The 13,188-nt window shown below is 62.0% G+C and carries 12 protein-coding genes and 2 tRNA genes; 5 read left to right on the plus strand and 9 right to left on the minus strand.

What is annotated here, in order from left to right; genetic code table 11:
• Positions 1-8 precede the first annotated feature (8 nt).
• Both EGN72_RS14075 and EGN72_RS14080 read right to left on the minus strand, forming a co-directional pair.
• Positions 9-1,214, minus strand: a complete 1,206-nt coding sequence (locus EGN72_RS14075; protein ID WP_127048651.1) for an N-acetylmuramoyl-L-alanine amidase — start codon at positions 1,212-1,214, stop codon at positions 9-11.
• Positions 1,215-1,268: 54 nt separating this feature from the next.
• Positions 1,269-2,420, minus strand: a complete 1,152-nt coding sequence (locus EGN72_RS14080) for a pyridoxal phosphate-dependent aminotransferase (protein ID WP_127048653.1) — start codon at positions 2,418-2,420, stop codon at positions 1,269-1,271.
• Between the two features lie 125 nt (positions 2,421-2,545).
• Here EGN72_RS14080 and EGN72_RS14085 point away from each other — a divergent pair, with 125 nt between their 5' ends.
• Positions 2,546-3,301 (plus strand): DsbA family protein, encoded by a 756-nt coding sequence (locus EGN72_RS14085; protein ID WP_127048654.1) that lies wholly within the window; start codon positions 2,546-2,548, stop codon positions 3,299-3,301.
• 117 nt (positions 3,302-3,418) lie between these two features.
• Here the strand turns inward: EGN72_RS14085 and ispG are convergent, their stop codons facing one another.
• The 4 genes from ispG to EGN72_RS14105 all read right to left on the minus strand — a co-directional run bounded on the left by ispG (position 3,419) and on the right by EGN72_RS14105 (position 7,942).
• Positions 3,419-4,552, minus strand: coding sequence for a flavodoxin-dependent (E)-4-hydroxy-3-methylbut-2-enyl-diphosphate synthase (ispG, locus tag EGN72_RS14090; RefSeq protein ID WP_127048656.1), 1,134 nt, complete (start codon positions 4,550-4,552; stop codon positions 3,419-3,421).
• 78 nt (positions 4,553-4,630) lie between these two features.
• On the minus strand, positions 4,631-5,833 hold the full coding sequence (locus EGN72_RS14095; protein WP_127048658.1) for a helix-turn-helix domain-containing protein: 1,203 nt from the start codon (positions 5,831-5,833) through the stop codon (positions 4,631-4,633).
• 116 nt (positions 5,834-5,949) lie between these two features.
• Complete coding sequence (gene hemA / locus EGN72_RS14100) at positions 5,950-7,173, minus strand: 5-aminolevulinate synthase (protein WP_127048660.1); 1,224 nt, start codon at positions 7,171-7,173, stop codon at positions 5,950-5,952.
• Between the two features lie 178 nt (positions 7,174-7,351).
• Positions 7,352-7,942 carry a 5-aminolevulic acid synthase gene (locus tag EGN72_RS14105; protein ID WP_127048662.1) on the minus strand — a complete coding sequence of 197 codons (591 nt, stop codon included), beginning with the start codon at positions 7,940-7,942 and terminating at the stop codon, positions 7,352-7,354.
• Between the two features lie 126 nt (positions 7,943-8,068).
• Here EGN72_RS14105 and EGN72_RS14110 point away from each other — a divergent pair, with 126 nt between their 5' ends.
• The 4 genes from EGN72_RS14110 (at position 8,069) to EGN72_RS14125 (ending at position 11,849) form a co-directional block, all read left to right on the plus strand.
• Positions 8,069-9,442: a M20/M25/M40 family metallo-hydrolase gene (locus tag EGN72_RS14110; RefSeq protein WP_127048664.1), complete on the plus strand. Its 1,374-nt coding sequence runs from the start codon at positions 8,069-8,071 to the stop codon at positions 9,440-9,442.
• Positions 9,443-9,593: 151 nt separating this feature from the next.
• Positions 9,594-10,037 (plus strand): GNAT family N-acetyltransferase, encoded by a 444-nt coding sequence (locus tag EGN72_RS14115; protein WP_127048666.1) that lies wholly within the window; start codon positions 9,594-9,596, stop codon positions 10,035-10,037.
• A gap of 135 nt (positions 10,038-10,172) precedes the next feature.
• Positions 10,173-11,483, plus strand: coding sequence for an FAD/NAD(P)-binding oxidoreductase (locus EGN72_RS14120; protein WP_127048668.1), 1,311 nt, complete (start codon positions 10,173-10,175; stop codon positions 11,481-11,483).
• Positions 11,484-11,495: 12 nt separating this feature from the next.
• Entirely contained in the window at positions 11,496-11,849 is a 354-nt protein-coding gene (locus EGN72_RS14125) for a DUF5368 domain-containing protein (protein ID WP_127048670.1), read from the plus strand.
• Between the two features lie 119 nt (positions 11,850-11,968).
• Here EGN72_RS14125 and EGN72_RS14130 read toward each other — a convergent pair.
• The 3 genes from EGN72_RS14130 to EGN72_RS14140 all read right to left on the minus strand — a co-directional run bounded on the left by EGN72_RS14130 (position 11,969) and on the right by EGN72_RS14140 (position 13,167).
• Positions 11,969-12,045: transfer RNA gene (locus tag EGN72_RS14130), tRNA-Asp, on the minus strand.
• A gap of 32 nt (positions 12,046-12,077) precedes the next feature.
• A tRNA-Asp gene (locus EGN72_RS14135) sits at positions 12,078-12,154 on the minus strand.
• 80 nt (positions 12,155-12,234) lie between these two features.
• Positions 12,235-13,167, minus strand: coding sequence for a pirin family protein (locus EGN72_RS14140; RefSeq protein ID WP_158623200.1), 933 nt, complete (start codon positions 13,165-13,167; stop codon positions 12,235-12,237).
• Positions 13,168-13,188: the final 21 nt, after the last annotated feature.

A 13,188-nucleotide genomic window follows, 5' to 3' on the forward strand; every position in this document is an offset into this window, starting at 1 on the left:
AGCGGGCTTCAGGGCTTTGTGGCCCCCGACAGCGCCGCCTCTTGTGCGGCCCAAGCCAGCAAGCCCGCGCGCAAGGCCCCGATCATCCGTGCCCGCCACGCAGGGTCCGTCAATCGTGCCAGATCGCGGGCCGAGGATAAAAACCCCAGTTCAATCAGAACCGACGGGATATCCGGTGATTTCAGCACCGAAAACCCGCCGGATTGGATGGGGTGGCGGTGCATCCGCAGCCCTTCCGCCTTGATGGCGACCTTCAGGCTTTCGGCCAGACGGTCGACCTTGGGTGCGGTTTCGGTACGGGCCATATCCATCAGCACATTGGCAATCAGGTCGTCCTGTTCGGTCAGGTCCACCCCCGACAGCAGATCATCGCGGTCATGGCGTTCGGCCAGCGCCTGTGTGGCCATGTCGGTGGCATCATCGGACAAGGTGTAAAGCGTGGCACCCGTGGCCTCGCCTTCGGCCAAAGCATCGGCATGCAGCGATATCAGCACCTGCGCGCCCACCGCGCGGGCGACCGAAATCCGCGCCTCCAGCGGCACAAAAACATCATCATCGCGCGTCAGCACCACCAAAAAATCGCCATCGCGCTGCAAGGCCTCTTTGAATTCCCGCGCGAAGGTCAGCATCAGGTCGGCTTCCTTATGGCCTTCCCGTTCCGCCCCCGGATCAAGGCCGCCGTGGCCGGGGTCCAGCACCACAACCAAGGGCCCGCCGGTATGGGGCAGGATTTTGGGCAGGTCGGCAGGGGCTGGCAGCGCCCAGCCTTCGGGTTCGGGTTTTGCGGCAAGGGCGGCAAAAGCCTCGGCGCTGGCCGGGTCCAGCCGCAATGCGATGCGGGCGGCCCCGGTTTCGGTTTCCATCGCGGCGCTGGTCACGGCCATAGGGCCCGCCAGTTCCAGCACCAGCCGCGACCAGCCCGGACGAAACACCCCGGCCCGCAGCGCCAGAACGCTGTCACTGTCTTGCGCCACGCTGGCGATCTGGGTCCAATCCACCTCGCGCGTGTCCAGCACCAACCGCGGCGGATCGGCCAACAGCCGCACCCGCCATGGCACCGGCTGCGACAGGGTCAGGGTCAGCGCCACCCCCTGCCCTGCATCGGTGATGCCTGACGTGGCCGGGTCCAGCCGCGCGATGGCGGAAAGCTCTTGTGCGACAAGCGGATGCACCTGCATCCAGATCGCTGCCCATACTGCCAAAATCCACCGCATCGCCTGCCCCTTGTGCTTTGCCCCTTTATCCCGGCCCCGGCGCTGAAAGTAAATTCAAAGCTTCGTTTGTGCGGCCATGAACGCCTTGAGCCGGGCAATGCCTTCGACAATCTCGGCCGTGCTGCGGGCATAGGAAAAGCGCAGGGTCTGGCCGCCGCGCAGCGGGTCGAAATCCAGCCCCGGTGTCACCGCCACGCCCGCCTGTTCCAGAATTTGGGCGCAAAAGCCAAGGCTGTCGCGGGTATAATCCGACACATCGGCATAGATATAAAACGCCCCATCAGGCGGCGCGATGCGGGTAAAGCCAGCCTCGGCCAACCCCTCCAGCATCAAGCGGCGGTTTTCGGCATAGGTGGCGCGGTTGGCCTCCAGCTCATCCACACAATCGAGTGCGGCCAGCGCCGCGACCTGACTGGCATGTGGCGGGCAAATGAACATGTTTTGCGCCAGACGTTCCACCAGCCGCACATGATCTTCGGGCACCACCATCCAGCCCACGCGCCAGCCTGTCATGCTGAAATACTTGGAAAAAGAGTTGATGACATAGGCCTGATCGGTGATTTCCAAGGCAGAGACGGCGCGGGGGCCGTAGTGAAGCCCGTGGTAAATCTCATCCGAGATGAAGCTGATATCCCTCGCGGCACAATGGTCGATCAGTGCCTTCAGCGCCGCATGGTCCAGCATGGTGCCAGAGGGGTTGCCGGGGCTGGCCACGATCAGCCCGTCCATCGCCACAGCATCAAGATCGGCGGGCACGGGTTGCAGGCGGTTTTCCAGCGATGTGGGCAGACCCACAGGAACCAGCGACAGCGCCTTGAGGATCTGACGATAAGATGGATAGCCCGGCTCCCCCAACCCCACGCGGGCACCGGCATCAAACAAGGCGGTAAAGGCCAGAAGAAAGGCGGCAGAAGAGCCGGAAGTGACGATCACGCGCGAGGGGTCAAGGCTGACACCATACCAACGCTGGTAAAGTGCTGCGATGCCGGCGCGCAGTTCCGGCAGGCCAAGCGCCACCGTATAGCCAAGCGCGCCTTGCTCCATCGCGGAGGCAAGGGCGTGTCGGGCAGCGCGCGGGGCGGGTGTGCCGGGTTGGCCCACCTCCATATGCACGATATGGCGGCCTGCGGCCTCGGCCTTGCGCGCGGCCTCCATCACATCCATCACAATGAAGGGATCAACCGCCCCCCGCCTTGAAACCCGCATATCCCTGCCCCTATGCTTCACCACGTCACGGGGCAATCGGGTTGCCCTGCCCCCCTGCAATCGGGCATGAGGGGGAATAGGTCAACCAGCGCGTGCCACCGGGGCCGCGAACACGGAGCAGAAGAATGAAAAAACTGATCGCGACCACCGCTGTGGCGATGGCCCTTGCCGCTGGCGTTTCGGGGGCTGCCTTTGCGCAAAGCAAGCTGTCGGAGGCCGAGCGCGCCGATTTCCGTGCCGAAGTGCGGGCCTATCTGATGGAAAACCCCGAGGTGCTGATGGAAGCGATTGCCGTGCTGGAAGAGCGCCGCAATGCCGAGGCCGCCGCGAATGACATTGCCCTGCTGCAAACCAATGCCGATGAGATTTTCAACGATCCGGCAAGCTGGGTCGGCGGCAACCCTGATGGCGATATCACGGTGGTGGAATTCATGGATTATCGCTGCGGTTATTGCAAAAAAGCCTTTGAGGAAGTGGCGGAGCTGATCGAAAGCGATGGCAATATTCGCTTTGTCGTCAAAGAGTTCCCGATTCTGGGCGAGCAGTCGGAACTGGCGTCGCGCTTTGCGGTGGCGGTGTTGCAGGTGGAAGGGGCCGAAGCCTATGAAAAGGCGCATGACGCGCTGATGGTGATGCGCGCCGATGTGACAGCGGAAAGCCTTGCCGCGCTTGGGGCCGAGGTCGGGCTGGCCGATACCGATGCGGTGATGGCCCGGATGACCAGCCCCGAGGTAACGGCCGTGATCGAGGCCAACCGCGCGCTGGCGCAGCGCTTAGACGTGAATGGCACGCCGACCTTTGTGATTGATGAAACCTTGGTGCGTGGCTATGTGCCGCTGGACGGGATGCGCCAGATCGTGGACGGCCAGCGCAAGGGCTGAGGCCGGGGTTTCTGGCCCGCACGGGGGACTTCACGTCGCCCTGCCCGATAAAAAAAGCCGGGGGACTTCACGTCCCCCGGACCCCCTGTGGGATATTTGGGCCGAAAAGAAAGCGGGTCAGAGCGGGGTCGTGGTGGCGTCTTCGGTTGCGGCCTCGATATCTGCGGCTTTTTTCTCAACCAGTTCGACGATATGGTCGATCATCGCTTCATTGCCGAGTTTATGGCTTTGCTTGCCCGCAAGATAGACCATGCCAGAGCCTGCGCCGCCGCCGGTGAAGCCGATATCTGTCATCAGCGCCTCGCCGGGGCCGTTGACCACGCAGCCGATGATGCTCAGGCTCATGGATGTGGTGATATGGGCGAGCCGGTTTTCCAGTTCAGTCACGGTCTTGATCACGTCAAACCCCTGACGCGCGCAGGAGGGGCAAGAGATGATGGTGACGCCGCGATGGCGCAACCCGAGGGATTTGAGGATTTCGAACCCGACTTTCACCTCTTCCACCGGATCGGCAGAGAGCGAGACGCGGATCGTGTCGCCAATGCCGGACCACAGCAGGTTGCCAAGGCCGATGGCGGATTTCACGGTGCCCGATTGCAGGCCCCCGGCCTCGGTGATGCCAAGATGGATCGGTGCATCGGTGACATCGGCCAATTGCTGATAGGCGGCGGCGGCCATGAACACGTCAGAGGCTTTGACGCTGATCTTGAATTCGTGAAAGTCATTGTCTTGCAGGATCTTGATATGGTCCAGACCGGATTCCACCATCGCGTCGGGGCATGGCTCTCCGTATTTGTCCAGCAGGTGGCGTTCCAGACTGCCCGCATTGACACCGATACGGATGGAGCAGCCGTGATCTTTCGCAGCCTTGATCACTTCGCGCACGCGGGCGGCATCGCCGATATTGCCGGGGTTGATGCGCAGGCAGGCGGCACCTGCTTCGGCGGCCTCAATCGCGCGTTTGTAGTGGAAATGGATGTCGGCCACGATCGGCACCGGGCTTTCGGCGCAAATCTCGCGCAGGGCCAAGGCGCTTTCGCGGTCGGGGGCCGAGACGCGGACGATATCGGCACCGGCCACGGCGGCGCGTTGCACCTGTTCGATCGTGGCCTTGATATCGGTGGTCAGCGTGTTGGTCATGGTTTGCACCGAAATCGGCGCATCCCCCCCGACGGCAACCTTGCCCACCATGATCTGGCGGGATTTCCGGCGGGTGATATTGCGCCAGGGTCGGATCGGATTATGGGTCATGGGGATATGTCCTGTTCTGCTGTGATGCAGAGATAGGCCCGGCGGCCGCCAAGAGCAACCGGCAGATCAGCGCAGATGTCAGGGATTGGTGACTTCGGCCACATCAACGAATTTGGCCAGATCGGTATCCCCGGTCAAATCCGCCAGCGCGTAAGCTTCGGTCAGCGCCTCGGGCGAGAGTTCGACATTCTTGACGACCTGCGCACCGGGGGCGGCGGGGCCATAGGTTTTGCCCAGAACCGCGAAATAGACCGAACCGGAATTGCCCGCGCGCAACAGCGGCGCGGTTTCCATCGCGGGAACGGCATAGCGTTCGCCAGCGTCCAGAACCTTTTCAAACAGCACCGTACCATCCGCGGCCTGCACCCGCACCCAAGACGGGCGCACGGCGAGCAGTTCAACCTTTGGCGCATCGGCGGCAACCACCTGCACTTCGGAGGTCGCAACCTCTCCGGTTTCGGCATCGGCGATGACAACAGGCTCCGCGCTGCGCTGCGGATCAATCGCCGCAATCGGGCCATCACGCGAGGTCAGCACCGGAACATCCAGCGCCTGCGGGCGATAAATCCGGTCAGACCCGGTGATCGGGGTGATATCGGCGGCCAAAGTCGTGGGCGCAGGGGCGGCCACGGTTTCGGTTTCGGCTTCGGGGGCAGAGCGGACCAAGGGGGCCACGCCTTGCACATTGCCCAAGGGGTCAATCTCGGCCACGACCTGCGGCGCTTGGTCGACGGGGGCAAGCTGCACGCGCTGCACCTCTTGCAGGACCGACCAGCCGCCATAGCCCAGACCACCGATCAGGCCGAGCAAAACCAGAAGCGAGCCAATCGCCCCCGGTTCGATCCGGGCAAACATCGATTCCCCGCGCGGCACAAAGGTTGCGTTGGGGTTGGCGAGCGGGTCGCCAAAATCCTGCGAGCGGCTGCGCGCGGCGGAAATCCGGGCGGGCGACGCGGCGGCCGACATGCCATGCGCCAGCGTGAAATTCGCCTCACGGCAGAATTTCTCATAGGCCCAGTCTGGGTCCATGCCCAGATAACGCGCGTAAGAGCGCACATAGCCTGCCACAAACCCTTGGGTTTCAAAGGCAGTCACATCGCAATTTTCGATAGCGGCAACATAAGTGGCCTTGATCTTCAGCTCACGCTGAACATCGAGCAGGGATTTGCCCAAGGTCGCGCGTTCGCCGCGCATAAGATCGCCTAGACGCAATTCGAAATCGTCAAACCCTTTAGGTTTGTCGTTTTCAGACGTCGAAGGTGTTGTCCTCCGGCCGATCATAAACCCTGCCCCGTAACTGCCCCAAATTCCTGCCCGAGTCGTTTAAATCCGACTCAGAGCCTTCGTATTGTGGAAATATTACCACAATACAACATGCTTTGCACCCGCAGAAAGGATCAGGCCGACAACTCGGCACGATTCAGCGCACATTGCCGCCAGAGCGTGTCCATTGCCTTCACAAGCATGTCAATTTGTGACGCATCGTGAACAGGCGACGGGGTGAAGCGCAGCCGCTCGGTGCCGCGCGGCACGGTGGGGAAGTTGATCGGCTGCACATAGATGCCGAATTTATCCAGCAGCATGTCAGACAAGGCCTTGCAATGCACCGGGCAGCCGACATGCACCGGAACGATATGGCTGCCGTGGTCGATCAGCGGCAGGCCGATGGATTTCAGGCGGTCTTTCAGGATGCGGGCATGCAACTGCTGGGCATCGCGCAAATGCTGCGCGGTTTTCAGATGCCGGACCGAAGCCGCCGCCCCTGCGGCCACCGCAGGCGGCATCGAGGAGGTAAAGATGAACCCCGGCGCATAGGAACGCACGGCGTCGCACATCTTGGCCGATGCCGCGATATAGCCGCCCGCAACACCATAAGCCTTGGCCAGCGTGCCGTTGATGATATCCAACCGGTGCATCAGCCCATCGCGTTCGGCAACCCCTGCCCCGCGCGGGCCATACATGCCCACGGCATGCACCTCGTCGATATAGGTCAGCGCGCCAAACTCATCCGCCAGATCGCAGATCTCCTTGATCGAGCCAAAATCGCCATCCATCGAATAAATCGATTCAAAGGCGATCAGCTTGGGCGCGGCCGGATCATCGGCGGCCAGCAGTTGGCGCAGATGCGCCACATCGTTGTGACGGAAAATCCGTTTGGCCCCGCCATTGCGGCGCACGCCTTCGATCATCGACGCATGGTTAAGCGCGTCGGAATAGATGATCAGGCCAGGAAACAGCTTCGGCAAGGTGGAAAGCGTGGCGTCATTGGCGTTATAGGCGCTGGTAAAGACCAAGGCCGCCTCCTTGCCATGCAGATCGGCAAGTTCAGCCTCCAGCCGGTTATGATACACCGTGGTGCCGGAAATATTGCGCGTCCCGCCCGAGCCTGCGCCCGTGGCCTCCAGCGCCTCGCGCATGGCGGCCAGAACCACCGGATGCTGGCCCATGCCAAGATAATCATTGCCGCACCAGACGGTGATATCCTGCTCTGACCCATCTTTCTTGCGCCAGACCGCTGACGGATAGGCCCCTTTGCGACGCTCAATATCAATGAAGGTCCGATAGCGGCCCTCCTCGTGCAACCGGTTCAAGGCGGTGTCGAGTGCGGCTTCATAGTTCATTCGGCGTCTCCGGGTAGCTGGCACAGTAGGCTGGCACTGATCTGTCACGGGAATCATGCAGATTTAGGGTATCTTGCATGAGATTCGGCGCGGCGACCTTGATATTCATCAAATCATATATCCAAAAGGGGGCAATTTGACGCCCCCTTTTTCGTGCAAATGGTCAATTGCCTTGGGTTTACTCGGCGTCAGCCACCGCAATGGCGCAATCACTCGCCCCTTTATCGGCACAGGCTTTCAGCGCGGCATCCTGCGCCCCGGCCCCTTGCGCCAAGGCAAAGAACCCGGTTTTGGCCGATGTCGCCATCGCGCGCTCCCCTTTTTTGCCGTAATCGCTGGTCAGGGCCACGGTGCCTTCGACCGACAATTGCAAGGCGCGCTGTTCCCATTTCTTCGGGCGCACAACGGCGGCGACCACACATTCCGCGCCGCCTTTGCGGGCCTTGTTGCAGCCGTCCAGTGCGGCGGCAGAGGCAGCCTCGGCGCTGTGGTGATTGGCGACCAGCATTGTCGCTTCGGATTTCAGCAATTCCTCATCGGGGGCAATCGCTACGGCGGCGTAATAGGCGTAATCCTTGACCACCTGCTGCAACAGGGCTGCATCTTCCGGCGTCTGGCCTGCGACGGGCAGCAATTCCACCTCGGCCCCTTTGGCCGAGAACATCTGCTTCACCGCCTCTTTTCCCGACAGGGGTTCGGCCCAGGCCGCCTGACCCAGACCAGAAAGAATCAGGCTTGCCCCGATCAGGGCGGTTGCTGTCTTGCGCATCTTCAAACTCCACTCAGCAGGGGCCGGACAGGCCGGCGTTGCGCCTTTTTAACGGGTTTTGGCGGCTCTGGACAGGGGCCGCGTGGCTGATACTCTGCCCGCGAAATCACATATCGGAGAATGCCCATGTCCCTTGATGCTGTCTTGTCCCGAATTGACGCGGACCTGCCGCAGGCCACTGACCGCTTGCTGGACCTGCTGCGCATCCCCTCCATCTCGACCGATCCGGCCTATAAGGCCGACTGTGACCGCGCCGCCGATTGGCTGGTGGAGGATTTGAAAGGGCTGGGTTTTGACGCCTCCAAACGCCCGACGCCGGGGCATCCGATGGTTGTGGGCCATGTGGATGGCGCGGGGCCGCATCTGCTGTTTTACGGTCATTATGATGTGCAGCCGGTGGACCCGCTGAACCTGTGGAACCGTGACCCCTTTGATCCGCAGGTCGAAGACACCCCGGCAGGCCGGGTGATCCGGGGGCGCGGTTCGTCGGATGACAAGGGGCAATTGATGACCTTTCTGGAGGCCTGCCGCGCGTGGAAAGCCGAACATGGCACCCTGCCCTGCCGCATCACGGTGTTTCTGGAGGGGGAGGAGGAATCCGGTTCGCCCTCTCTCATCCCGTTCATGCAGGAAAACGCGGATGAGCTGCGCGCCGATGTGGCGCTGATTTGTGACACCGGGCTGTTCGAATCCAAGACCCCGGCGATTGTGACCATGCTGCGCGGGCTGCTGGGCGAAGAGCTGACGATCCACGGCCCCAACAAGGACCTGCATTCGGGCATGTATGGCGGGGTGGCGCGCAACCCGATCCGCGTGCTGTCCCGGATCATCGCAGGGCTGCATGATGAAACCGGGCGCATCACCTTGCCCGGCTTTTACGATGGCGTGCCGGAATTGTCGGATGAGATGCGGGCGCAGTGGCAAGGCCTCGCCTTTGACCACGCGCGGTTTCTGGGCGATGTGGGCCTGTCGCTGCCTGCGGGCGAGCAGGACCGCACGCCGCTGGAAATGATCTGGTCGCGCCCGACCTGTGAGGTGAACGGCATCTGGGGGGGCTATACCGGGGATGGGTTCAAAACCGTTCTGCCCGCGCAGGCCCATGCCAAAATCAGCTTTCGCTTGGTGGGCCAGCAAGACCCCTTTGCCATCCGCGAGGCGTTCCGCGCCTATGTGCAGGCCGCCCTGCCCGCCGATTGCACGGTGGACTTCAAAGGCCATGGCAACAGCCCGGCAGGACAGATGAGCATCGCGCATCCGGCCTTCGAGGCCTCGCGCGCGGCGCTGACCGATGAATGGGGGGTGGCGGCGGCCTATGTGGGCTGTGGTGGATCCATCCCGATTGCGGGCTATTTCAAGACCTATCTGGATATGGATGCGATGCTGATCGGTTTTGGCAAGGATGACGATCAGATCCATTCGCCCAATGAGAAATACGATCTGGAAAGTTTTCACAAGGGAATCCGATCCTGGGCGCGGGTGTTGGAGCGTTTGACGCGGTGACCGGGGGTCTTGGATAAAACCAAAGGCCGGGGGGCCGGCCCCCCCGAAGTAAACCAAAAGCCGGGGGGCCAGCCCCCCGGACCAAGCCAAAAGCCGGGGGGCCAGCCCCCCGGACCCCCCGGGATATTTGGACCGAAAAGAAAGAGGAACGATGGCCGTTACCATTCGAGATATTCTGCCCGAAGATGAGGCGGTTTGGCGCGGGCTTTGGGCGCAGTATCTGGCCTTTTACGAGGTGGATCTGGCCCCCGAGATTACCAATCAGACCTGGGCGCGGATTGTGAACCCATCAGCCGTGTTGCAAGGGCGCGCGGCAGAGATGGGGGGCGAGATGGTGGGGTTTGCGCTGTATCACACGCATTTGTCGACTTGGGCTGCCGGGGCCGATTGTTATCTGGAGGATCTGTTTCTGTCCGAGGCCGCGCGGGGCAAAGGCGCGGGGCGGGCCTTGATGGATGATCTGATCGCGATTTGTCGCACCAAAGGATATGGTCGGCTGTATTGGCACACGGATGCGGGCAACAGCCGCGCGCGCAAGCTTTATGACAGCTATACCGCCACGGACGGGCATCTGCGCTATCGGATCAAGCTGTGACGAGGCGATCGCCGCCCGTTGCTTGACCCTGCATTTGGCCGGGCGAATTCTGTGCCCGGTTTGACCCATATCAACGCCGCCTCTGCAATCATCATATATTCTTAGTTTTGAATATGGTATTTCGGAGGAAAAATCATGGGCAAGCTAAGGGCGAACCGCCGGCAGTTTTTCGGGTTGGCGGCGGCAGGGGTTGCGGCGGGGGCTATGTCGCAGGCAGGGCCGGCGCAGGCGCAGGTGGCGACCAAGGCGCGGATTGTCATCATCGGGGCCGGTGCGGGTGGCACGGCACTGGCAAACCGCTTGGTCGCGCGGTTGTCCGGGGCGCAGATCACCCTGCTTGATCCGCGGGCAGAGCATTTGTATCAGCCCGGCCTGTCGCTGGTGGCTGCCGGGTTGAAACCGGCGGATTATGTGATTTCCAAAACCACGGATTGGTTGCCCGACGGGGTAACGTTGATAGCCGAGGCGGCTGCCGCGATTGACCCGGAGGCGAAAACCGTGGCCACGGCCGGCGGGCAAAGCCTGCCCTATGATTTCCTTGTCCTCGCCCCCGGCCTTGTGCTGGACCATGACGCGATTGAAGGGTTTTCGCTGGATATGGTGGGCAAGAACGGCATCGGCGCGCTTTATGCCGGGCCACAATATGCTGCCGCGACCTGGGCTGCCGCCAAGACCTATACCGAGACGGGGGGTGTCGGGCTGTTCACCCGCCCCGCGACCGAGATGAAATGTGCGGGCGCGCCGCTCAAGCACACATTCCTGATTGAGGATATCGCCCGCAGTGCAGGCACGCGCGGTAAGCTGGACGTGCAATATATGGCCAATAATGATGCGCTGTTCGGGGTGCCGATTGTGTCGGAAAAGGTGCGGATGCTGTTTGGTGACCGGGGCATCACACCGAATTATGCGCATGTGCTGCGCGCCTTGGATGCAGGTGCCAAGACAGCCACCTTTGATACACCCACCGGCCCCGTGACCCGCGATTATGATTATATCCACGTCATCCCCCCTCAGCGCGCGCCAGAGGTGATCCGCCAATCGGGGCTGAGTTGGGCCGATAAATGGACAGATCAGGGCTGGGTGGAATGTGACAAGGCCAGCCTGCGCCACCTGCGCTATCCCGAAATCTGGGCGCTGGGCGATGTGGCGGGTGTGCCCAAGGGCAAAACCGCCGCCTCGGTCAAATGGCAGGTGCCGGTGGTGGAGGATGGTTTGATCGCGGCCATCACCGGGGCAGAACCAACGCAGAGCTATAACGGCTATACCTCTTGCCCGATGATCACCCGTGTCGGGCGCGCGATGTTGGTGGAGTTTGACTATAACAACAACCTCACCCCGTCTTTCCCCGGCATCATCGCCCCGCTGGAGGAGTTGTGGATCAGTTGGCTGATGAAGGAAGTTGCCTTGAAACCCACTTATAACGCCATGCTGCGTGGCCGCGCCTGAAGGAGGCAAGACATGAAAGACCTGACATTCGGTATGCTTTTGGCCGTGTTTGAAGAAATCTTTGGCGCCGGGCTGTTCTGGGCGATGGTGATCGCTGCGGTTTTGGTCACAGTGGCTTATCTTTATGTGTTGATCCGCGATCGCAGCGTGTCTTGGCGCAAGTTTCTGCTGGCGCAACTGTCGATGCCCTTTGGCGCGGTGGCGGCGGTGTGGTTTGTGCTGGCGGTGACACATTCCAAGCTTGGCAATCTTGGCGGCCCGATTGATGTGATCGTGTTTCTGGGCATTGCGGTGGCGGGGGCCGTGGGCACGGCGATTCTGGTCTATACCGCGCAATCCTTGCTGCGCCGCCACAGCGCCGCGTAATCTGGCTGCACAGCGCAAAGGCCAAAATGGCCCGAAGCCTGCCCCTGTAATACGGAGCAGGCTTTTTCATGCCGCGCGCTGCGCAGAACGCCTGTGATCCAAGGAAGAAAGGGGAAAAATGGCGCGGTTGACGGGGCTCGAACCCGCGACCCCCGGCGTGACAGGCCGGTACTCTAACCAACTGAGCTACAACCGCGCATTTTTTCATGTTCGGGGCGGGCGGATGGCTGGCGCGGTTGACGGGGCTCGAACCCGCGACCCCCGGCGTGACAGGCCGGTACTCTAACCAACTGAGCTACAACCGCATAAGCCATCCGGGCCCGCCCGAACATGTGGGGGTATTACGGAAGCCCGCGCACGGCGTCAAGCGGGCATTATGGTTTTTTCACCGCTCTGGCGCAGGAATAAATTCCTGGTCATCGCCGGGTGGCAGTTGAAAGCGGCCATGCGCCCAATCGCCCGCGCGCCATGCCTCTTTCGCGGCATCTATCTTGTCGCGGCTGGAGGCCACGAAATTCCACCAGATATGGCGCGGCCCGCCCATCGTCGCCCCGCCCAGCAGCATCAGCCGCGCGCCCTGCTCGCCTGCGCGCAGCGAAATCCGGTCGCCGGGGCGAAACACCAGCATCCGGCCCTCGGTATGGGTTTCGCCGCCCACCGTCACCGCGCCTTGCAACACATAGGCGCCACGGTCCTCATGGTTATCGGGCAGCGGAATCGCTGCACCCGGTTGCAGGATGGCATCGGCATAAAACACCTCGGACAGCATCGGAATCGGTGCACGCGCGCCCCAGGCATCACCCAAAATCAAGCGCAGCTCTTTGCCCTCCCCCTCCAGCACCGGCAGGTCGGCCTTGGGGGAATGGACGAAATCGGCAGGGTCTTCCTCATGCGCCTCGGGCAGCGCGAGCCATGTCTGCAAGCCAAACAGCGGCCCGGCAGGCCCCGGCCCATCCATCCGTTCGGAATGGGTGATGCCATTGCCCGCCAGCATCCAGTTCACCGCCCCCGGTTCGATCCATTGATCGGTGCCCAGACTGTCCCGGTGGTGGATGCGCCCTTGCATCAGATAGGTCACCGTTCCAAGCCCGATATGCGGATGCGGGCGCACGTCTATACCTTTGCTTGTCAGAAATTCGGTCGGGCCGAAATGATCGAAAAAGATGAACGGCCCCAGCATTTGCCGCTTGTTGGACGGCAGCGCGCGGCGCACCTCAAACCCGCCCAGATCGCGGGCGCGCGGGATGATGATGGCGTCAATGGCATCAACCGCATCACCAACCGGGATATCGGGGTCCAGCGCGGGGTTCCAACTCATGTTCCAAGCCTCCTGTGTCAG

This window comes from Pseudorhodobacter sp. E13, from assembly GCF_003991405.1.
Taxonomy (GTDB): Bacteria; Pseudomonadota; Alphaproteobacteria; order Rhodobacterales; family Rhodobacteraceae; genus Pseudorhodobacter.

Coding starts and splice junctions, on each gene's coding strand:
- EGN72_RS14075 (WP_127048651.1), bottom strand. CDS start 1,214: ATGCGGTGGATTTTGGCAGTATGGGCAGCGATCTGGATGCAGGTGCAT.
- EGN72_RS14140 (WP_158623200.1), bottom strand. CDS start 13,167: ATGAGTTGGAACCCCGCGCTGGACCCCGATATCCCGGTTGGTGATGCG.
- EGN72_RS14125 (WP_127048670.1), top strand. CDS start 11,496: ATGAAAGACCTGACATTCGGTATGCTTTTGGCCGTGTTTGAAGAAATC.
- hemA (WP_127048660.1), bottom strand. CDS start 7,173: ATGAACTATGAAGCCGCACTCGACACCGCCTTGAACCGGTTGCACGAG.
- EGN72_RS14105 (WP_127048662.1), bottom strand. CDS start 7,942: ATGCGCAAGACAGCAACCGCCCTGATCGGGGCAAGCCTGATTCTTTCT.
- EGN72_RS14085 (WP_127048654.1), top strand. CDS start 2,546: ATGAAAAAACTGATCGCGACCACCGCTGTGGCGATGGCCCTTGCCGCT.
- EGN72_RS14080 (WP_127048653.1), bottom strand. CDS start 2,420: ATGCGGGTTTCAAGGCGGGGGGCGGTTGATCCCTTCATTGTGATGGAT.
- EGN72_RS14110 (WP_127048664.1), top strand. CDS start 8,069: ATGTCCCTTGATGCTGTCTTGTCCCGAATTGACGCGGACCTGCCGCAG.
- EGN72_RS14115 (WP_127048666.1), top strand. CDS start 9,594: ATGGCCGTTACCATTCGAGATATTCTGCCCGAAGATGAGGCGGTTTGG.
- ispG (WP_127048656.1), bottom strand. CDS start 4,552: ATGACCCATAATCCGATCCGACCCTGGCGCAATATCACCCGCCGGAAA.
- EGN72_RS14095 (WP_127048658.1), bottom strand. CDS start 5,833: ATGATCGGCCGGAGGACAACACCTTCGACGTCTGAAAACGACAAACCT.
- EGN72_RS14120 (WP_127048668.1), top strand. CDS start 10,173: ATGGGCAAGCTAAGGGCGAACCGCCGGCAGTTTTTCGGGTTGGCGGCG.